The sequence below is a fragment of the Hydrogenobacter sp. T-8 genome, from assembly GCF_011006175.1.
In the GTDB taxonomy this organism is placed as follows: Bacteria; Aquificota; Aquificia; order Aquificales; family Aquificaceae; genus Pampinifervens; species Pampinifervens florentissimum.
Genome location: NZ_CP048795.1, coordinates 552723 through 570145 on the forward strand (window position 1 = coordinate 552723; position 17423 = coordinate 570145).

Here is a 17423-nt window from a genome sequence, read left to right on the forward strand (position 1 = left end):
TTTTAAACCTCTGGAGGTTCAAGATGGTCAAAGAAATGCTAAAGGGAAAATCAGGCTATCTACTCTCTAATCTACTCTCTCAGGGTGGAGAATATGGAGAAATTTTTTACGAGAGGGCGCGCGCATGTAGGGTTCAACTTGAGGACAACAAAATAGATAAGGTTCAATGGGGTATTGATGAAGGTGTGGGTATAAGGCTTATAAAGGGTGGCAAAACCTATTACGGATACACTACAGAACCCACCTTTGAAAATCTAATGGAGATAGTAAGGACCCTCGCAAGGGGCTTGGGGCATGGACCTATCAAGGTGGGGCAAAGGCATATAAGGGGCTGGACGGAGCTAAGCATAGACCCCGACGAGATGGACATAAACTACAGGGCTCAGTTTCTCTACAGGGCAAATGAAAAGGCAAGGAGCTATGGAGATAAGGTGAGGCAGGTGACAGTTGTCCTCATGGACCGCTCAAGGGAGATAATGGTCATAAACAGCCTTGGGGAGACCGCCGAGGACACTCAGAAAAGGGTTGTCTTTTTTGTAGACGTGGTCGCTCAGGAAAACGGGCTTTTGCAGAGAGGCTACGAGTCTGCGGGCATAAGGGGTGGTTTTGAGCTTTTTGAGAGGGTTCCACCAGAGGAAATAGCAAAAAAAGCTACAGAGAGGGCCCTTCTTATGCTTAGGGCAAGGCCTGCACCTGCTGGTCCCTTTACAGTGGTGCTTGCCTCTCAGGCGGGTGGCACTATGATACATGAGGCGGTGGGGCATGGCTTTGAGGCGGACTTGGTGCAGAAGGGGCTTTCTGTATACAAGGACAAGCTGGGACAGAAGGTAGCCAGCGAGCTTATTACTGTCATAGACGATGCCACCCTTGAAAACCATAACGGCTCCTTTACGGTGGACGATGAGGGTGTGCCAGCTCAAAGGACTGTGCTTATTCAGGAGGGCTACTTAGTGGGCTACATGTATGACAGGCTAACCGCCATGAAGGAAGGCAAGCAGTCCACTGGAAACGGCAGAAGGCAAAGCTACGCCCACATTCCCATGGTAAGAATGACCAACACCTATATAGCACCAGGCAAAGACAACCCAGAGGATATAATAGCGGACACAAAGAAAGGTGTGTTAGTGGTAAAGATGGGGGGAGGTGAGGTAAATACAGTCACAGGAGACTTTGTCTTTGAAGTGATGGAAGGCTACATGATAGAAAATGGAAAAATAACCTATCCTATAAGGTCCGCAACTTTGATAGGCAACGGTCCTAAGGCTCTTATGGATGTGGACGCGGTAGGCTCGGACTTAGGATGGAGTATAGGAACCTGTGGAAAGGATGGGCAAGGTGTGCCTGTAACAGATGCTCAGCCAACCTTAAGGATAAGGTCAATGGTTTTGGGTGGGACGGAGGTTTAGATGATTGCTATATCCTCAAAAATTAGAATGCCTTCATGGGATTTTGCAGGTATAAAGGCAAGTAATGGAAGGTATGGAATTCACGAATATCCAGCTATGCTCCATTATTTACTCGTAAGAGAGTTATTAAAGGAGTTTGGAGAGGGTAAAAAGGTTCTCTTTGACCCTTTTTGTGGTAGTGGGGTTTCTCTTTGTGAGGGTATAAGAGCAGGCAAAAAAGCCATAGGTATAGATATAAACCCTCTTGCTCTGTTAATAGCAAAGGTTAGGTCTTGTCAACTCTATGCACAGATTCCAATAAGAGAGATAATTCAAGAAGCTAAGTTGAGCCAACCAGATATACCAAAAGTAAAAAACCTTGAATATTGGTTTAAACCACAAGTTATTGAAAACTTAGGTAAGCTAAGGGCTGTAATAAAAAAATACAAAGGGACAGAGTTTTATGAGCTTTTACTTGTAGCATTCTCTCAAACTGTTAGAAGTACCTCTAATAATCGAAAAGGGGAATTTAAGCGGTATAGAATTGATGAAAAAAAACTAAAATACTACAATCCGAATGTATTTGAAGTTTTTGGAATGACGTTGTTTGACTACATGCAGAGGCTCAAAGAAGACAATATACCAAACGGTATTCTGGAAGTGTATAGAAAAGATGTAAGGGAAAGTTTTTATCTCAAAGATACCGTGGATATAGTGATAACATCACCTCCCTATGGTGATAGCAAAACGACCGTAGCATACGAGCAGTTTTCAAGTTTTAGTTTAGAGTGGCTCAGTGGATTAAACCCCTTTGGAGACACATGCCAAAGAGAACTTAAAAGTCTATCTTTGGGAAGTTCTAAAAATATGGATTTAAATACTTCCTTTGACTTTTCTCCAAGCCTTTATAAAACAATTCTAAGACTTAGTCAGATTTCTGAAAAGAGAGCAAAAGAAGTCCTTAACTTTTTCATAGACCTATACTATGCCTGTAAAAATATAACGCATATCCTAAGTCGGAAAGCAGTTGTTTGCTTTGTTGTTGGAAATAGGACTGTATCAGGAATTAATATACCCATGGATGATATAGTTAGAGAGATTTACGAAAGTTTAGGTTTGGTTCATAGAGGGACATTTATTAGAAAAATTCACAATAAAAGAATGCCGCTTTTGAACTCTCCTACAAATCAAGCAGGATTGAAAAGCAACACAATGCACTACGAATACATAGTAGTTATGGAAAAGGAATGAAAAAAGCGGATTTGCTAAGAAAACTAAGGGAGATTAAGGAAAAAGGCTTTGTAATGACCATGCGTATTGGCTCCACAGGTGTGGGATATACATTAGAGAAACTTCTGGGAGTGTCAGAGAATAATTTAGCTATACCAGATATTGGTGGAAGGATAGAAATAAAAGCTACAAGAGAAGGTTCAAGCAATTATGTAACCTTGTTTACCTTTAACAAGGGTGTTTGGGTAAGACCCTTAAAGGAAATAATAAAAACATACGGTTATTTAGACGCAAATGGAAGGTTAGCATTAAAAAGAACATTGTTTTACAATACGGACTCTGGTGGCTTAACAATTAAACTAAGAAGAGATGATATACAGGTATTTATAGACATTGTGGATTTAAACAATAATCTCTTAGGGTCCTATAATCTTTTTAACATACAAGCAAAGTTTTTGACAAAACTCTCAACTGTTTTATTTTGCGTTGCGGAAACTAAAATAATTGACAACTTAGAGCACTTCCATTATAAAAAATTTTATATTCTATCTAACCCAACTCCAGAAAGATTTATAAAGGCTTTTGAAGAAAGATATGTGGGGATTGATTTGAGAATGCACTTGAAAGAGAATGGTTCTGTAAGGAATAGAGGAACTGCTTTCAGGGTTAAGGAAAACCACTTTCTAAATCTTTATGAAAGGGTAGAGGAGTTGCCAATATAGCCTAATATCTCCTCTACCGCCCCTTCTATACCAACCTTTTCCATGTCCACTTCATGCCATCCCTGTTTTCTAAACCACCTTATCTGCCTTTTAGCGTATTCCTTTGTGTTTTTTACCATTTCAGTAAGGCACTCTTGCAGAGGTTTTTCTCCTTTTATACAGGGAATAAACTCCTTGTAGCCTATAGCTTGAGGTGATGTGAGAAAGTTTTCAAAGCCCATTTTCATAAGTTTTTCAATCTCATCCATTAGTCCCATCTCAAGCATTCTCTTTGTTCTTTCTTCAAGTCTTTCAGAGAGCCTTTCCCAACTCCAGCGAAGATAAAACCCAACAAAGTCAAACCTTGGCTTGCTCCAACGATGAAAGGAGGAGAAGGGTTTTCCCGTATTTATGAAAACTTCAAGAGCCCTAACTATTCTTCTTGTATCTTTTGGAGATATTTTCTGTGCGTATTGTGGGTCAACAGACCTAAGCCTGCTGTAGAGATATTCACTTCCCTTTCTGTCTGCTATCTCGTAGAGTCTTTCCCTTAGTTTCCAATCTGGTGGTGGCGTTTCCTCTATTCCATAAAGCAGTGCTTGAATGTATAGATATGTCCCACCACATACTATGGGGACTTTTCCCTTACTTAATATCTCCCCTACAGCCTTGAAAGCAAACTCTTCAAAAAGTTTAGCATCAAAGGGTTCTCCCGGCTCTACTATATCCACCAGATAGTGTTTGACCTTTCCCATACATTCCAAAGGCTTTGCAGTGCCAATATCCATATGTCTGTAGACGCACATGGAATCCGCACTTATTATTTCTCCTCCAATTCTTTCTGCTAAAAGACAGCACACCTCTGACTTACCACTACCCGTGGGTCCCCCAATTACTATCAACATGGTCAAAGAAAAGTCCTATGCCGGCAATACCATAGGCACCGTTTTTATAACATAGCTTTATCCTATCCCATGTAATCCCACCTAAAGCGTATACTGGAATGGATAGCCTTTGAGAAACCTCCATCAGCAGACCAAGACCTATAGGTTCTACTTCTGGATGGGACTTGGTTTTAAAGATAGGGCTAAGGGTTATAAAGTCCGCACCCTCTTCTTGAGCCCAGAGAGCCTGCTCAAGGCTGTGAGCGGAGTATCCCACGAGGAGATTCGGTGCTATCCTCTTAACCACGCTGGGTGGCAGACCCTTTTCTGGTAAGTGCACTCCGTCCGCATTCACCGCCAGTGCAATGTCTACCCTATCGTTTATAAAAAGCATGGCATCATAGTCCTGCGTAAGCCCTCTTACCTTCTTTGCAAGCTGATAGTATTCAAGTCCAGAAAGCTCCTTCTCCCTGAGCTGAACCATTCTTATACCCTTCTTGAGAGCCTTCTCCAACCTTTGGAGCATGTCTGGGTATCTCTTGCTGTCCGTTATTGCGTAAAGTCTTGGCAAATTTAAAGCCATGGTGTATAATATAACATCTGAGCCGGAGTGGCGGAACTGGCAGACGCGCTGTCTTGAGGGGGCAGTGCCCGTGAGGGCGTGCGGGTTCAACTCCCGCCTCCGGCATGAAAAAAGGAAGGCTTTGAAAATGTATGTGTGGGAATACGAAGAAATTCAAATAATGGGTGTTGAAACCAAGTTTGTAGTAGTTGATGTTTTGGACTTCCCAGTGGAATTGGTTTCTCGTGATGGTAAATACTATGCCCTTTACATAAGAGATACAGAGGATGGAGAGCTATGGTTTTTAATAGAAAACCTTCCCAACAAACTACTGGCAGATTATTTGAAGGGTAATAAACCTATAGGAGACCTCTTTAAATCTGGTAAGGTAAGCATTGTTAAAAGACCTTATGAAAACCTTGGACTTTTTATAAAAACCGATTATTCCTTACAAGATTTTGAATTACCAGATAATTCCCTTAAGATGGAAATTGAAGATCTGGAAGTCTTTGAAGGTTTTCGTTCAATGTTTGATAAACCTTTCAGAAACCTTTTGAAAGTAAACTCTTTAAACTACAGACTGAAGAAGTCAATTAAAAAATCCCTGGAAAATAAGGTATATGCTCCCTACAGTATAGGATACGAAAAAGGTATAGACATAGACCTCCTGCAGGCTGCATGAGAAAAGTTATAGATAAAAAACTGAAGGATAATCTGAGGCTTTTTTTAGAAAATGTAGATGTAGAATCTTTAAGTCTTGTGAAATTAGCCTTGAATGTAAAAGAATCGGATACAGCCGAAGGTGTTGAAGTAAAAGCTGACCTTTCAATAAGACCAAAGATTGAGGAAGATGGTAAACTTAGCTTCTTATACAACCACAAAGAAAAAATCTTAGTAGAAGGCAAGGAAATAAACATAGAGATATCATATAAACTTCAGCTCGAGTATAAGGGAAACGTAAAGGAATTAAAAAGAAGCCTTCTTATGGCTTATGCAAAAAATAGTGGCTTGCTCTTGGTATATCCCTATATAAGGCATTTATCTGATATTATAAAAAGAGAAGCTGGATTTATATTCTCACCACTGCCTCATATCCTGATTAAATGAAATGCAATGATTACGAATACTGGAAACTTATGAAGGAAGTAGAGCAAGAAATAAGAAATCTAATTCAATCTATCAAAGAGGATTGCCCTAAGAATCTACTTGCGGACTTGAGGAAAGAACCTTCTGGAATTTTCTATAGGTTTGAGATAGAAAGATTTGATAGATATCCATACTTCATAAGCAACAAAGAGAGATTTAAGAAAGCAAAAGATAATAAATATAGATGTATGATGTGTGGACTTTCTGTCTATCTTAGTTATGAAAACTCAAAAGAAGCATTAGGAAGAGTATTATCCGCAAGGTCAAGAAAGTTTCCTAACTTGAAGAAGCAAGGCTATAAAATACTTATCTGTGAAAATCTCAAAGACTATGGGGAGCTATACAATACTCCTACGATAGGCAGTAAACACTACACTTTTTTCCCTTGTGGCAACTATAACCCTAATAATGTGTGGAAAATATACGAGGAATCCGTATGAGTTTAATAAAGCACTCTATTTCCTTCTCCATCGCCACCCTTTTGAGTAGGGTTATAGGCTATGTAAGGGACGCCTTAATAGCCTACTATTTTGGCGTTTCCCATATCACAGATGCCTTCTTTGTAGCCTTTAGGCTTCCCAACACCTTTAGGAGGCTCTTTGGAGAGGGTGGCTTCAACGCCGCCTTTGTTCCCATATTTGCCAAAAGGGTAAAGGAAGGAACAGAAAAGGAGTTTCTAAACTCAACCTTTACCTACTATACACTTTTTAATCTTTTAGTAACCCTTGCAGGCATCCTATTTGCGGAGTGGATAATAAGGCTTATAGCTCCAGGAATAGTAGGTAAAAGCTACTTTGAATTGGCAGTCTTCATGGCAAGGTTTCTCTTCAGCTACCTTTTTTTTGTAGGGCTTAGTGCCTTCTTCATGGCGGTATTGAACACAAGGGGAGTTTTCTTTGTCCCCGCCTTTGCACAAGCGGTTTTCAACATAGTGATGGCTCTTTGTATTGCACTCACCTCTCACAGTTTGGGTTATATGGCTCTTGTTTTAGGAGTTTTAGCTGGGGGCTTTGCCCAGTTAGTTTTTCATCTTCCTGCAGTAGTTTCTCAAAAGCTCGTGCCTCAACCAACGCTTAAAAGAGACAGAGACTTAAACCTCCTTTTGAAAAGACTCACTCCAGCCCTGATGGGCTTTGGCGTGGCTCAGCTCTCTTTTTTTATAGATACATTCCTTGCTTCTTTTTTGGCATTGGGTGCTATATCATACCTCTATTACGCCAACAGGATATTCCAGCTTCCCTTAGGTGCCTTGTCTGTAGGTATGGCAAACTCTCTACTTTCCGTCTTGGCAAGCGGGCAAGACCCAAAGAAAAACATCACCCTCGCCTTTAGGTTTATTACACTGCTTGCCCTTCCTGCCACTGGAGGTCTTTTGGTGCTATCGCATCAGATAATAGCCTTGCTTTACGGAAGGGGAAGGTTTTCAGAAGAAGACATAGCAATAGCAGGCAAGGTGCTTGCGGTCTACTCCTTGGGTCTTGTCTTCTTTTCCCTTCAAAAGGTGCTGGCAAGTGTCTTTTTTGCAAGAGGAGACACAAAAACTCCCGTGCTTTCTTCTCTCTTTGCGGTTTTATCCGAGGGTCTTTTTGCCTTTGTTTTTGCCTTTGTCCTCAAACTTGGCGTAGTGGGTCTTGCTCTTGGAACTGCAAGCTCCTCTATAGCAGGCTTAGGGTTTTTGCTATACTTTTGGAGAGAAAGAAACTTAGACATAAGAGCCTACCTCATAACCACGATAAAGTCTATCTTTGCCACCTTGGTTATGTGTATTTCTGTCCTTTTACTAAAACCCTCCCCTTATGGAGTGCTGTATGCTATACCCCTTGCAGTTGCCATGTATTGGCTGTGCCTTCTTATGCTTAAAGAACCCTTAGCTCACCTGCCCTTGAACCTTTTGAAGAGCCTTGTTAAGAAGGGTAGAAACCCTTGAAGCTCTCCTGCTTGCCTCCTTTTTATGGATAACGCCCTTTGAGGCGGTGTGGTATATGATGCTTATGACCTCTGGTAGAAACTGCTTTGCCTCTTCCAACTGCCCTGACTCTACCATTCTCCTAAATTTCTTTATGTAGGTCCTCATCCTTGATAGATGATACCTGTTCCTTACTCTTCTCTTTGCGTCCCTTCTCATACGCTTTTCTGCTTGTCTTGTGTTGGGCATTCAAAACCTCCTTACCTTTTATCTTTCAAGGCAACGGGCGGATTCGAACCGCCGTAAAAGGGATTTGCAGTCCCTCGCCTAGCCGCTCGGCCACGTTGCCTAAAAGCGGGCGACGGGACTCGAACCCGCGACCTGCTGCATGGCAAGCAGCCGCTCCACCACTGAGCTACGCCCGCTAAGGTATATATATTATACCATCATTCCACGTTTGCCACCTGTTGCTTTAGTCTGTCAATCTCCGTCTTTATTTCTACGGCGAGAGGAGAAAGGTCTGGCAGTTTGTTGGAAAGGGTGGTTATTTCCCGGTGCATTTCCTGAAAGAGAAATTCCAGCTTTCTTCCCACATCCTCCTGTGACTTAAAGAGCTCCCTGCTCTTGTTGAGGTGAGCCTTAAACCTTGTTATCTCCTCTTCCACATCCATTTTGGAAAGGATCAAGGCAATTTCATTAAGCACAAGGGCGCTATTTTCGGAGAGACCCAGCTCCTTCGCTTTTTCCATAACCTTAACCTTAGCCTTTTCATATACCTCTTCCTTGCTATCCATTATTCTCTTAAGTAGCTCCTCTATCCTTGTGAGCCTCTCCTCCATGTCTTTTCTTATATGCTCTCCCTCTTCCGCTCTTCTGTTGAGGAGCTCCTTTAGTGCATCCGTCAGGGCACAAGAAATTGCCTCCTCAAGGGATGGGTCTATCTCCTCCCTTGGAGACTCAGAAAACCTCGTTGCCAGCTGGAGGACAATGTCGTCGCTTACACTTAGGCTTAACTTTTCCCTTAGTATCTTAAAAAAGTTTATGTTTCTAAAGAGGGTTTCCAGGTCTACCGGTTCTATAATGTCCTTTCGCCTTACTTCAACCTGAAGGTTTACCGTGCCCCTCCTTACAAACTCTCTTATTAGCCTTCTTATGGAAAACTCAATGGACATAAGGTTGTAGTTGGACTTTATGAAAATATCAAGGGTCTTTCCGTTAAGGCTTTTTACAAAGACATTAACCGCCCACCTATCGTTTTCAAAGGCTCCTGAGCCATAACCAGTCATGCTGAGCATTATGAAGATTATAAGCTAAAAGTCTAAGTCAAGCTCGTCTTCTGAGAATTCCTCAAACTCTGGTTCATAGTTCTCCACAGAGGGGCTACTCACTCCCGCCATAAGCGGTTTGAAGCTGGCGGTATCCTTCAAAAAGGCCACTTTAACTATCCCAGTGGGTCCTTGCCTTTGCTTTGCTACGATTATCTCCGCAATTCCTTGCTCCTCCGGTGATGGGTTTCTTTTGTAGTATTCTGGTCTGTGGATGAATATGATAAGGTCCGCATCTTGCTCAATCTGTCCAGACTCTCTTAGGTCCGCAAGCTGTGGTCTTTTGTCTGACCTGTGTTCCACCTGACGGGATAGCTGTGCCAGAGCCACCACGGGTATGGCAAGTTCTTTTGCGAGAGCTTTGAGGTTTCTTGATATCTCCGCCACCTCCTCCTGTCTTGAAGACCTTCTTGTGGGAGGTCTAAGGAGCTGAAGATAGTCAATAAAGGCTACTTCCACACCCTTTTCTTTCTTTAACTTTCTGGTCTTTATCCTCACATCGGTGGTGGAAAGCCCCGGCGTATCGTCAATGTATATCTCACACCTTGAGAGGTCCAGAGCGGCGGATATGAGCTTGTTCCTGTCCTCCTCGTTTACAAAGCCTCTTCTTATGTTTTGAAGAGGCACACCGGAAAGCATGGACAAAGCCCTCATCACAAGCTGTTCCTTGCTCATCTCCAGAGAGTATATGACAACTGGAGCTTTTTCCTGCATCGCCATGTTTATTGCCATGGAGAGCATAAAACTACTTTTGCCCATGCCCGGTCTGGCAGCAACTATGATAAGGTCAGAGGGATGAAAGCCAGTGGTTAGAGTGTCAAGGTCAAGAAATCCCGTTGCCCTACCAGTTATAAGTTTTTCCTGCTTTCGGTGCTTTTCTATAATATCAATAACATCCCTCGCCACATCCCTTATGTGCCAGTAATGGCTAACTATCTGCTTTTCGGATATTTCTATTAGCTTTGTATTTAAGAGCTCAAGAAGGTTCTCAAGGTCTGGCTCTTCCCTTATGCCCCTTAGCACGTTCAGAGAAAGGTCCATGAGACGCCTAAGACCTGATTTTTCCTTTACATTTCTTATGGCTTCTTCAAGAAGGCTTCCTGTAGCAGCCTCTTCCACAAGAGAGTAAATAAAAGCCATATCCAACCTTTCTTTCAGACCTCTTTTCTCTATATATTCCTTGAGGACTATATCGTCCCAGTCCTTTCCTTTGTCTTCCCAAACCTTGTAAAGCAAAGAAAAGAGCAGTTTGTGATTTTCAAAATAGAAATCTTCCTCTCTGAGATGCTCAAGCACGGTGGGCATGGTTTCTGGGTCTGCGATTATTGCACCCAAGACCGCCCTTTCCGCAAGCTCGTCATAAGGTGGTTCAAGGTCGGAGGGTATCATGTCTTTTCTTTGACAAGTGCGGTAATCTCAAGCTCCACGAGAGCATCAAGAGGTAGTCCGCTTACTTCAACGGTTGTTCTCACAGGCTTGACAGGGACATCCTTGAAAAAGTCCTCATAAAGAGCGTTAAACTCCTTGAAAAGGCTTATGTCCTTTAGATAGACCACAACTCTCACTATGCTTTCCTTACCCACACCCCCTGCTTGAAGTATAGCCTCTATGTTATCAAAAACCTGTTTAACTTGGTCTGTAAACCCTTCTCTGAGTTTTCCCGTCTCTGGGTCAATGCCTATTTGACCAGACAGAAACAAAAAGTCACCTGCCATAAGAGCTTGAGAATAAGGACCTACAGGTTTTGGTGCTTTCTCGGTAAAAAGGGGTATCATATTTTATATTTTAAGTCAATGCGAGCGGAAGAGATAAGAAGTTTTCTGGAAGGTATGTTTCGCCCTCTGAAGGTTAGCAGAGGGTCTTTGCTCTTTTCTGAAGGTAGTCTATGCTCTGCAGTTCCTTTTGTAAAAGAAGGTGAACTAAAGGTTTATCTTATATCCGACTCAGGGAGGGAGCTGACCCTCTACAAGGTGATGCCCGGTCAGATGTGCATGCTTGCTATGATTACAGTTTACTCCAATAGGGAATATCCAGCCTACACAAGAGCTGAAGAAGATTCCGTTATTTTTATGGTGCCTAAGGAAATAGCCTTCAGATGGTTTGAAGAAAATCAATGGTGGAGGAGCCTTTTTATGAAGGTCCTTTCAGAAAATCTCCTTTCCGTAATGGGAACAATCAACTCAATGGTGTCGGATAGGGTTGAGGAAAGGCTTATACACTATCTGCTTTCAGAGGCTAAAGGAAAAGGGTTTATTGAAAAGACCCATGAAGATATTGCCAAAGATGTGGGAAGTGTTAGGGTAGTGGTAAGTAGGGTTCTAAAGGACATTGAAAGGGATGGACTTATAGAGGTCTGCAGAGGAAGGATATTTATTAAGGACTATGAGGCTCTGAAAAGGCGGGCAGGGATAACCCGCCCCTGAGCTTTACTTAGTCCAAACAGAAAAGACAAAGTCCTTGTCCTTTACCTGAGCATGGCACGCATGGCAGTCCTTTGCCATGTCCTTGACCAATTTGTTCCCCTTACCATCGTAGCCATAGTAGCCCCAGCCGTCGGTAGCCTTGTATTTCTTGCTATCTTTTACCATAAAGGCTTCTATCCTCTTTGCACCCTCTACATAAGCACCATTATCAAGCACATGCTCGTAGAAGACTATGGCTATAACCGTTCCATCTGGAAAGACCCTTTTTCCATCCTTCTTTATGGTTTCCAAGCCCTTATCGTTCACATAAACATGGTGAACACCGCTGAATGGGTTAAAAAGGGGATGCTTCTGGTCAAATATTACCATACTCTTTACATGGTTCCAGCTCCTGTATTTCTCAGGAGCGACCTTGAAGGCTTCTGCAAGGGCAAGGCTAAAACCTGCAATGATTCCCAAAGCTAAAAGTTTCTTCATGACAGCACCTCCTTAAGGGTTTTGTTTAAATTATGAGATACCTCTTTTCTGTTGTCTGTAACAAAGTTACAAATTTTTCAAAGGGTTTTTGATGATTGTTTGAATAAATCTGATGATAGGTCTTTGAAGTCGCTCTATATTAGTGAGCCATGAAACCAAAAACTAAAGGAGGTTAACCATGGATAGAAGAACGCTTCTTAAGGGAGCAGTGTGTGGAATTACGCTTATGGCTATGCCCATCGGCACTGTTTTAAGCAAGACATCACAAAATAAAAAAGCGTTGAAGCTAACCTACTCCACGGAATTACCCTATAAAGACCTCGTTAGGTTATGGATTCCAGTTCCTATGAACACCTCCTATCAGAAGCTCGTTGATGTGGAGGTAAGGAGTAATGCTTCCAGAATTCTTATGACAGAGGAAAATATCTATAAGACCCCTATTCTGTATTTAGAATTTCAGGGTGGTTCAGAAAGAAACTTTGCAGAGGTGAGCTTCCATGTAGAAATTTGGAATAGAGATAAGATAGATTGGAAAACTATACCTGCTAATAATAGAAAAATACCAGAGGATGTGGCTCTTTATCTCAAGCCAACGGAACATATACAGACGGATGGTATAGTTAAAGAATACGCAGACAAAATAACAAAAGGAGCAAAGACGGATTTAGAAAAAGCAAGGGCGATATATAACTGGGTTGTAGAAAACACCTTTAGAGACCCAAAAGTTTTGGGTTGTGGTGTCGGGGACGTGAAGAGTATGCTGGAAAGCGGATATTTTGGCGGAAAGTGCACAGATATAAACTCTCTGTTTGTCGCACTATGTAGAGCTTCTGGTATACCAGCAAGGGAAATATTTGGGATAAGGGTATTGCCCTCTGAGCTTTCAAAGGGAATATCCTCTGTTCAAGGTGATGCCACAAAAGCACAGCATTGCAGGGCAGAATTTTATCTGGGCAGATGGATACCTGCGGACCCTGCGGACGTAAGGAAGCTAATACTTGAAGAACAGCTTGACCTAAAGCATCCTAAAGTGGCACAGATAAGAGAGTTTATGTTCGGCGGGTGGGATGTCCACTGGGTAGCTTTTAATTATGCAAGGGACTTTAAGCTGAAGCCTCCCATGTCCAGCGTAGAATCTCTCAACGAATTCATGTATCCTGTTGCAGAAGTGGGAGGCAAGGCAATAGACAAATACAAGCTTACTTTTGAGCACTCTAAGTATAAAGTGCAGGTAATTTAGATATTAGGGTGGATGCCCTTCGGGGCATTACCCCAACACTAATACCATCTTCTCCTATATAGTCTTTTTGCAAGTAAATACCCTACCACGAACCCACCTATGTGAGCAAACCAAGCAACTCCACCAACACCAGAGAGTGGAAGGGTTATAAGCCCATTTATAACCTGTATAAGTATCCACAAACCTATGAAGAAGACCGCAGGAAGCTCCATAAAGGTGAGGAAAAAGAAAATGGGAATCAAGGCAAGGATTCTCGCATGTGGGAACATCCACAGGTATGCACCAAGCACACCGCTTATGGCACCGCTGGCTCCCACCATAGGAATATCCGCTCCGCCAAACAGGAAACTAACAAACATCTGAATTACTGCTGCGCCAAGCCCTGAAAGTATATAAAAGAGAAGATACTTAAACCTGCCCATCCTATCTTCCACATTGTCCCCGAAGACCCAGAGAAACCACATATTGCCTATTATGTGAAGCCAGCTTCCGTGGAGGAACATATGGGTCAGGAGAGTTTGAGGCCTCTCAAAAAGGTTAATAGGGACAAGCCCATAGTGATATATAAAAAGGTTGAGCTTTTCTTCGGAGAGGCTCACCTCGTAAAGCCAAACAATGGAACAGGTCAGTATTATGCTCAGGTTTACAAGAGGAAAGCTCCTGTGAGGGTTTACATCCTTTATTGGTATCATGCTCAATAGTTTAAAATCTTTAGGGTGCTGGTCGCAAGGAAAATTAAAAAGGGCTTTAAAAGAAGAGAAATACTAAAGGGCATAAACCTGGAACTCAAAAGAGGTGAGATAGTAGGACTTCTTGGTCCGAATGGAGCGGGTAAGACCACACTTTTTAACTGTCTGGTAGGATTTTTGTCCGTTGACGGTGGAACTATAGAACTTGATGATGAAGATATCACACACCTCCCAGCCCATAAGAGGGCAAGAAGGGGCATAACCTTTCTGCCTCAGGAGCATACACTTTTTGAAGACCTTACGGTTCTGGAAAACCTTCTTATATTCCTTGAGTTTTTTGAGGAGGGCAGGGAATCACAGCTTGCAAGAGCGGAGGAGCTCCTTGCGGACTTTGGGCTCTGGGAGCTAAGGAACCAAAAGGCTGGCAGGCTCTCTGGAGGTCAAAAGAGAAGGCTTGAGGTGGCGCGATCTCTTATACCAAAACCCAAATATATCTTCTTTGACGAGCCCTTTACTGGCATAGACCCCATAATGATTTCAGACATAAGGGCAATAATACTGAACCTAAAGCGTCAGAATATAGGCATACTCATAACAGACCATAATGTAAGAGAGACCATAAGAATGGTAGACAGGGTATACATAATAAGCGATGGCAGAATATTGGCAGAGGGAGAACCACACGAGGTAAGTGAAAGGGAAGACGTAAGGGAAGTTTATCTTGGAAGAGATTTCAGTTGGTAGGCTTGTAGAACATACCCCTCAAAAGCACCGCCCATGCAAAGTATAGCCACAGAAGTATATAGGGCAGGCTGGACATATAGGAAAGAAAACCACCATAAGCGTCCGCAAAAAGCATCCAGGCAAGACTGAGGGGGATTAAAAAGATTATCCTTTTTAGGGCATCCTCCCTAAGCAAGTCTGAGAGTGAGACACCCGTTGCTCCGGAAAACTTCCAGTTATACACAATCCTTGGATAAAGGTGAGCAAGCCCGCCCATTATGGTTGTCCCAGTAAAGCCATAAACCAGCAGGTCAAAGTGTAAGGGAAGCAAGAAGGAGACTATGCCCTCACCTGCCATAATAGAGCCAAGTAAAAGACCGAAGGGTAGCATGATGAGAGCAAGTATGAAATATCTCACCACAAGAGGCACCTCCTTTGGCATGCGCCTTCTTGAGAAAACAGAGTAGAGAATATAAAAAAAGTATCCCACAAAGGCAAGCACAAGAAGGCTCGCGAGGGAAATAAGTCTGTAGTTAAGGAGGTAAAGGCTCAAAAGAAAGGGTGGAAGGTATAAAAGGCTAAGGTAGAAAAGCCTTCTACTTAGGACTATGTTGAGGGGTTCCATGTAAAGCATAGGAATCCATGCAAGCTCAACGCCAACCACCACATTAAGCATAAAGCCAAGAGTAAGGCTGTGAACCGCAAGGGCTAAGGGAAGGAAACCAAGCTCCGAAAGTAGAAGGAAAAAACTTGCAAAGAGGAGGTAAAGAGTGCCAAGACCTATAAACTTTACAGTTATAGGTTGCCAGTTTTTTATAGAGAGCAGAATGTTTATGGCAAAAAGCAAAGAGGCAAAGGCATATACAAGGCTTGCGTAGAGTGTCTGAAAAAGGTAGAAAAGAAAGGAAGAAAAAAGACTTAGGGCAAAAACCACATAGGAGAGCCAAATAGGTCTGAGTGGTCTACCCTGAGAGTTGGGAACTATCTGATACATAGCAGACATTATGGTATGGGCAACAAAACCAAAGACTGCAGTTATCCAAACTATCTTTGGGTCAAGCTGGAGGCTTTTTACAGCAAGAGAATACAACAGGTCCAGCATCGCAAGAAAGAAAAAGGGCAAGCTCACCTTTGACACATAAAACATGTATATATAGTAAGCAATTACTTATATTCTGTCAAGCCTTCCTGACAAAGGACAGTGTGTGGAAAAGAGAAAAGCCTATAATAGAAAAACATGGAGAAGAAAACCCTTGTAAGCTCTACAAACCTCAGGGAAGATAGACTACCACCCGGTCAAAGATGGATATCCGCGCCCATAGTCTATGATATAGTGGATGAGATACCCCAGTGGGATACAGAAAAATACCGCTTTATGGTCTTTGGACTTGTGGAAAATCCTTTAGAGTTTAGTTATGAGGAGATACTCAAGATGCCTTCTGTGGAGCTTGTAGCGGACTTTCATTGTGTGACTCGCTGGAGCGTAAAGGAGATAAGATGGGAAGGTGTACAGACCTCTTATATATTAAACCTTGCAAAGCCAAAGCCCCAAGCCAAATATGTTATGGTTCACTGCCTTGAGGGATATACCACGAACCTACCCCTTGAATACCTTTATGAGGAAGACAGCATACTGGCATACAAGATGTATGGAAAACCTATACCTCTCAGACACGGCTACCCTCTTAGGCTTGTGGTTCCAAAGCTATATGCTTGGAAAAGTGCCAAGTATGTGTGGGGTATTGAACTTATGGAGGAGGATATGCCAGGCTTTTGGGAGCAAAGAGGATACAACATGAGGGGAGACCCATGGAAGGAGGAACGTTATTGGTAAGATTAAACCGCTACCTTTCCATGTGCGGAGTTGCTTCAAGAAGGAAGGCGGATGAGCTTATACTTCAAGGAAGGGTAAAGGTTAACGGTCTTGTGGTAAAGGAGCTTGGTTGGAGGGTGGACCCGCATAGGGATGTGGTGGAGGTGGACGGAAGAGAAGTGAAACCAGCGACCTATAGATACATAATCCTGTATAAGCCCTGCTGTTATCTTACCTCCCTTGGAGGAACCAAGGAGGGCAAAAGGACTATAGAAGAACTTATAAAGGACATCTCCGAGAGGGTATATCCTGCGGGAAGGCTTGACTATAATGCGGAGGGACTTCTTATACTTACCAACGACGGAGAACTTGCCCACCGAATAATGCACCCAAGGCATAAACTTCCTAAAACCTACTTGGTTTGGGTTTCTGGAATAGTAAAGGGGGAGACCCTTGATGCTATGAAAAGGGGTGCAGTGCTTGAGGATGGTCCAGCAAAGCCTGACAGTGTAAGGCTTGTAAAGCACATGAAGGATAAAAGCCTTATAGAGATAGTTTTCCACGAGGGCAGAAAACACATAGTGAAAAGGTTTGTTTCTAGCTTTGGACACAAGGTTATAAGACTTAAGAGGGTCGCCATTGGACCCGTAAGGCTAGGTAAGCTCAAACCCGGTGAGTGGAGAGATATGACAAAGGAAGAGCTTAAAAGTCTCAGGCAAGCCCTTGGTATAAAATCCTTTGTGAGGGATTGAGCATGGAAAGCCTTTTCAAGTTGGTAGTTTTGTTTTTGGCCCTCTTTTTCGCATTCATGGCTGTGTTAAGAATCTATGCAGGTATAAGAAGCAAGAAGATGCAAGGCAGAAGGTCATAGGTGGTATAATTTACACAAATTTTGAAACAGTCCTTCAATTTTTTTGAT

The 17423-nt window shown here is 42.6% G+C and carries 21 protein-coding genes and 3 tRNA genes; 13 read left to right on the forward strand and 11 right to left on the reverse strand.

Annotated features, from left to right (window positions below; all coding sequences use genetic code 11):
- Nucleotides 1-23: 23 nt before the first annotated feature.
- The 3 genes from G3M65_RS03210 to G3M65_RS03220 are packed head-to-tail and all read left to right on the forward strand — an operon-like array spanning nucleotide 24 to nucleotide 3337.
- The gene (locus G3M65_RS03210) at nucleotides 24-1406 is read left to right on the forward strand and encodes a TldD/PmbA family protein (RefSeq protein ID WP_254426303.1); all 1383 of its coding nucleotides are present in this window, start codon (nucleotides 24-26) and stop codon (nucleotides 1404-1406) included.
- Nucleotides 1407-2636 (forward strand): DNA methyltransferase, encoded by a 1230-nt coding sequence (locus G3M65_RS03215; protein WP_173833170.1) that lies wholly within the window; start codon nucleotides 1407-1409, stop codon nucleotides 2634-2636.
- Nucleotides 2633-3337 carry an MvaI/BcnI family restriction endonuclease gene (locus tag G3M65_RS03220; RefSeq protein WP_173833171.1) on the forward strand — a complete coding sequence of 235 codons (705 nt, stop codon included), beginning with the start codon at nucleotides 2633-2635 and terminating at the stop codon, nucleotides 3335-3337. The genes G3M65_RS03215 and G3M65_RS03220 overlap by 4 nt, the downstream gene beginning before the upstream one ends.
- On the opposite strand, the gene miaA is transcribed toward G3M65_RS03220, so the two are convergent.
- Together miaA and thiE are read right to left on the reverse strand one after the other, a co-directional pair.
- Nucleotides 3307-4221, reverse strand: coding sequence for a tRNA (adenosine(37)-N6)-dimethylallyltransferase MiaA (gene miaA / locus G3M65_RS03225; protein WP_173833172.1), 915 nt, complete (start codon nucleotides 4219-4221; stop codon nucleotides 3307-3309). The two genes, G3M65_RS03220 and miaA, sit on opposite strands and share 31 nt — an antisense overlap.
- Complete coding sequence (gene thiE / locus G3M65_RS03230; protein ID WP_173833173.1) at nucleotides 4190-4783, reverse strand: thiamine phosphate synthase; 594 nt, start codon at nucleotides 4781-4783, stop codon at nucleotides 4190-4192. Before thiE ends, miaA begins: the two co-directional genes overlap by 32 nt.
- A gap of 21 nt (nucleotides 4784-4804) precedes the next feature.
- On the opposite strand from thiE, the gene G3M65_RS03235 reads away from it, so the two are divergent.
- From G3M65_RS03235 to murJ, 5 genes are all read left to right on the forward strand, one after another.
- Nucleotides 4805-4888, forward strand: a tRNA-Leu gene (locus G3M65_RS03235).
- Nucleotides 4889-4910: 22 nt separating this feature from the next.
- A complete protein-coding gene (locus tag G3M65_RS03240) occupies nucleotides 4911-5444 on the forward strand; it encodes a hypothetical protein (RefSeq protein WP_173833174.1) in 534 nt (177 codons plus the stop codon).
- Nucleotides 5441-5869 (forward strand): hypothetical protein, encoded by a 429-nt coding sequence (locus tag G3M65_RS03245; protein ID WP_173833175.1) that lies wholly within the window; start codon nucleotides 5441-5443, stop codon nucleotides 5867-5869. The genes G3M65_RS03240 and G3M65_RS03245 overlap by 4 nt, the downstream gene beginning before the upstream one ends.
- Nucleotides 5866-6348, forward strand: coding sequence for a hypothetical protein (locus G3M65_RS03250; RefSeq protein ID WP_173833176.1), 483 nt, complete (start codon nucleotides 5866-5868; stop codon nucleotides 6346-6348). Before G3M65_RS03245 ends, G3M65_RS03250 begins: the two co-directional genes overlap by 4 nt.
- Nucleotides 6345-7835: a murein biosynthesis integral membrane protein MurJ gene (gene murJ, locus G3M65_RS03255; RefSeq protein WP_173833177.1), complete on the forward strand. Its 1491-nt coding sequence runs from the start codon at nucleotides 6345-6347 to the stop codon at nucleotides 7833-7835. Before G3M65_RS03250 ends, murJ begins: the two co-directional genes overlap by 4 nt.
- On the opposite strand, the gene rpsT is transcribed toward murJ, so the two are convergent.
- The 6 genes from rpsT to G3M65_RS03285 form a co-directional block, all read right to left on the reverse strand.
- Nucleotides 7776-8063, reverse strand: coding sequence for a 30S ribosomal protein S20 (gene rpsT / locus G3M65_RS03260; protein WP_173833178.1), 288 nt, complete (start codon nucleotides 8061-8063; stop codon nucleotides 7776-7778). The genes murJ and rpsT overlap by 60 nt on opposite strands.
- Nucleotides 8064-8091: 28 nt before the next feature.
- A tRNA-Cys gene (locus tag G3M65_RS03265) sits at nucleotides 8092-8163 on the reverse strand.
- Nucleotides 8164-8167: 4 nt separating this feature from the next.
- Nucleotides 8168-8239 (reverse strand) — tRNA-Gly (locus G3M65_RS03270).
- Nucleotides 8240-8260: 21 nt separating this feature from the next.
- Nucleotides 8261-9109, reverse strand: coding sequence for a YicC family protein (locus tag G3M65_RS03275; RefSeq protein ID WP_173833179.1), 849 nt, complete (start codon nucleotides 9107-9109; stop codon nucleotides 8261-8263).
- 15 nt (nucleotides 9110-9124) lie between these two features.
- Complete coding sequence (gene dnaB / locus G3M65_RS03280; protein WP_173833180.1) at nucleotides 9125-10528, reverse strand: replicative DNA helicase; 1404 nt, start codon at nucleotides 10526-10528, stop codon at nucleotides 9125-9127.
- On the reverse strand, nucleotides 10525-10914 hold the full coding sequence (locus tag G3M65_RS03285; protein WP_173833181.1) for a RidA family protein: 390 nt from the start codon (nucleotides 10912-10914) through the stop codon (nucleotides 10525-10527). Before G3M65_RS03285 ends, dnaB begins: the two co-directional genes overlap by 4 nt.
- A gap of 18 nt (nucleotides 10915-10932) precedes the next feature.
- Here G3M65_RS03285 and G3M65_RS03290 point away from each other — a divergent pair, with 18 nt between their 5' ends.
- The gene (locus G3M65_RS03290) at nucleotides 10933-11562 is read left to right on the forward strand and encodes a Crp/Fnr family transcriptional regulator (protein WP_173833182.1); all 630 of its coding nucleotides are present in this window, start codon (nucleotides 10933-10935) and stop codon (nucleotides 11560-11562) included.
- 3 nt (nucleotides 11563-11565) lie between these two features.
- Here the strand turns inward: G3M65_RS03290 and G3M65_RS03295 are convergent, their stop codons facing one another.
- On the reverse strand, nucleotides 11566-12039 hold the full coding sequence (locus G3M65_RS03295) for a cytochrome P460 family protein (protein WP_173833183.1): 474 nt from the start codon (nucleotides 12037-12039) through the stop codon (nucleotides 11566-11568).
- A gap of 178 nt (nucleotides 12040-12217) precedes the next feature.
- Here G3M65_RS03295 and G3M65_RS03300 point away from each other — a divergent pair, with 178 nt between their 5' ends.
- The gene (locus G3M65_RS03300; RefSeq protein ID WP_173833184.1) at nucleotides 12218-13279 is read left to right on the forward strand and encodes a transglutaminase family protein; all 1062 of its coding nucleotides are present in this window, start codon (nucleotides 12218-12220) and stop codon (nucleotides 13277-13279) included.
- A gap of 38 nt (nucleotides 13280-13317) precedes the next feature.
- Here G3M65_RS03300 and G3M65_RS03305 read toward each other — a convergent pair whose 3' ends face one another.
- Nucleotides 13318-13971 (reverse strand): rhomboid family intramembrane serine protease, encoded by a 654-nt coding sequence (locus tag G3M65_RS03305; protein ID WP_173833185.1) that lies wholly within the window; start codon nucleotides 13969-13971, stop codon nucleotides 13318-13320.
- Between the two features lie 24 nt (nucleotides 13972-13995).
- Here G3M65_RS03305 and lptB point away from each other — a divergent pair, with 24 nt between their 5' ends.
- Nucleotides 13996-14712: an LPS export ABC transporter ATP-binding protein gene (gene lptB / locus G3M65_RS03310; protein WP_173833186.1), complete on the forward strand. Its 717-nt coding sequence runs from the start codon at nucleotides 13996-13998 to the stop codon at nucleotides 14710-14712.
- Here the strand turns inward: lptB and G3M65_RS03315 are convergent.
- The gene (locus G3M65_RS03315) at nucleotides 14702-15838 is read right to left on the reverse strand and encodes a hypothetical protein (protein ID WP_173833187.1); all 1137 of its coding nucleotides are present in this window, start codon (nucleotides 15836-15838) and stop codon (nucleotides 14702-14704) included. The genes lptB and G3M65_RS03315 overlap by 11 nt on opposite strands.
- Before the next feature lie 90 nt (nucleotides 15839-15928).
- On the opposite strand from G3M65_RS03315, the gene G3M65_RS03320 reads away from it, so the two are divergent.
- Nucleotides 15929-16525 carry a sulfite oxidase-like oxidoreductase gene (locus G3M65_RS03320; protein WP_173833188.1) on the forward strand — a complete coding sequence of 199 codons (597 nt, stop codon included), beginning with the start codon at nucleotides 15929-15931 and terminating at the stop codon, nucleotides 16523-16525.
- Complete coding sequence (locus G3M65_RS03325) at nucleotides 16501-17256, forward strand: pseudouridine synthase (RefSeq protein ID WP_173833189.1); 756 nt, start codon at nucleotides 16501-16503, stop codon at nucleotides 17254-17256. Before G3M65_RS03320 ends, G3M65_RS03325 begins: the two co-directional genes overlap by 25 nt.
- Nucleotides 17257-17423 lie beyond the last annotated feature (167 nt).

Coding starts and splice junctions, on each gene's coding strand:
- G3M65_RS03320 (WP_173833188.1), top strand. CDS start 15,929: ATGGAGAAGAAAACCCTTGTAAGCTCTACAAACCTCAGGGAAGATAGA.
- dnaB (WP_173833180.1), bottom strand. CDS start 10,528: ATGATACCCTCCGACCTTGAACCACCTTATGACGAGCTTGCGGAAAGG.
- G3M65_RS03285 (WP_173833181.1), bottom strand. CDS start 10,914: ATGATACCCCTTTTTACCGAGAAAGCACCAAAACCTGTAGGTCCTTAT.
- G3M65_RS03275 (WP_173833179.1), bottom strand. CDS start 9,109: ATGCTCAGCATGACTGGTTATGGCTCAGGAGCCTTTGAAAACGATAGG.
- G3M65_RS03240 (WP_173833174.1), top strand. CDS start 4,911: ATGTATGTGTGGGAATACGAAGAAATTCAAATAATGGGTGTTGAAACC.
- G3M65_RS03245 (WP_173833175.1), top strand. CDS start 5,441: ATGAGAAAAGTTATAGATAAAAAACTGAAGGATAATCTGAGGCTTTTT.
- G3M65_RS03295 (WP_173833183.1), bottom strand. CDS start 12,039: ATGAAGAAACTTTTAGCTTTGGGAATCATTGCAGGTTTTAGCCTTGCC.
- G3M65_RS03290 (WP_173833182.1), top strand. CDS start 10,933: ATGCGAGCGGAAGAGATAAGAAGTTTTCTGGAAGGTATGTTTCGCCCT.
- G3M65_RS03250 (WP_173833176.1), top strand. CDS start 5,866: ATGAAATGCAATGATTACGAATACTGGAAACTTATGAAGGAAGTAGAG.
- G3M65_RS03220 (WP_173833171.1), top strand. CDS start 2,633: ATGAAAAAAGCGGATTTGCTAAGAAAACTAAGGGAGATTAAGGAAAAA.
- G3M65_RS03315 (WP_173833187.1), bottom strand. CDS start 15,838: ATGTTTTATGTGTCAAAGGTGAGCTTGCCCTTTTTCTTTCTTGCGATG.
- murJ (WP_173833177.1), top strand. CDS start 6,345: ATGAGTTTAATAAAGCACTCTATTTCCTTCTCCATCGCCACCCTTTTG.
- rpsT (WP_173833178.1), bottom strand. CDS start 8,063: ATGCCCAACACAAGACAAGCAGAAAAGCGTATGAGAAGGGACGCAAAG.
- G3M65_RS03325 (WP_173833189.1), top strand. CDS start 16,501: ATGGAAGGAGGAACGTTATTGGTAAGATTAAACCGCTACCTTTCCATG.
- G3M65_RS03305 (WP_173833185.1), bottom strand. CDS start 13,971: ATGATACCAATAAAGGATGTAAACCCTCACAGGAGCTTTCCTCTTGTA.
- G3M65_RS03210 (WP_254426303.1), top strand. CDS start 24: ATGGTCAAAGAAATGCTAAAGGGAAAATCAGGCTATCTACTCTCTAAT.
- miaA (WP_173833172.1), bottom strand. CDS start 4,221: ATGTTGATAGTAATTGGGGGACCCACGGGTAGTGGTAAGTCAGAGGTG.
- G3M65_RS03300 (WP_173833184.1), top strand. CDS start 12,218: ATGGATAGAAGAACGCTTCTTAAGGGAGCAGTGTGTGGAATTACGCTT.
- thiE (WP_173833173.1), bottom strand. CDS start 4,783: ATGGCTTTAAATTTGCCAAGACTTTACGCAATAACGGACAGCAAGAGA.
- G3M65_RS03215 (WP_173833170.1), top strand. CDS start 1,407: ATGATTGCTATATCCTCAAAAATTAGAATGCCTTCATGGGATTTTGCA.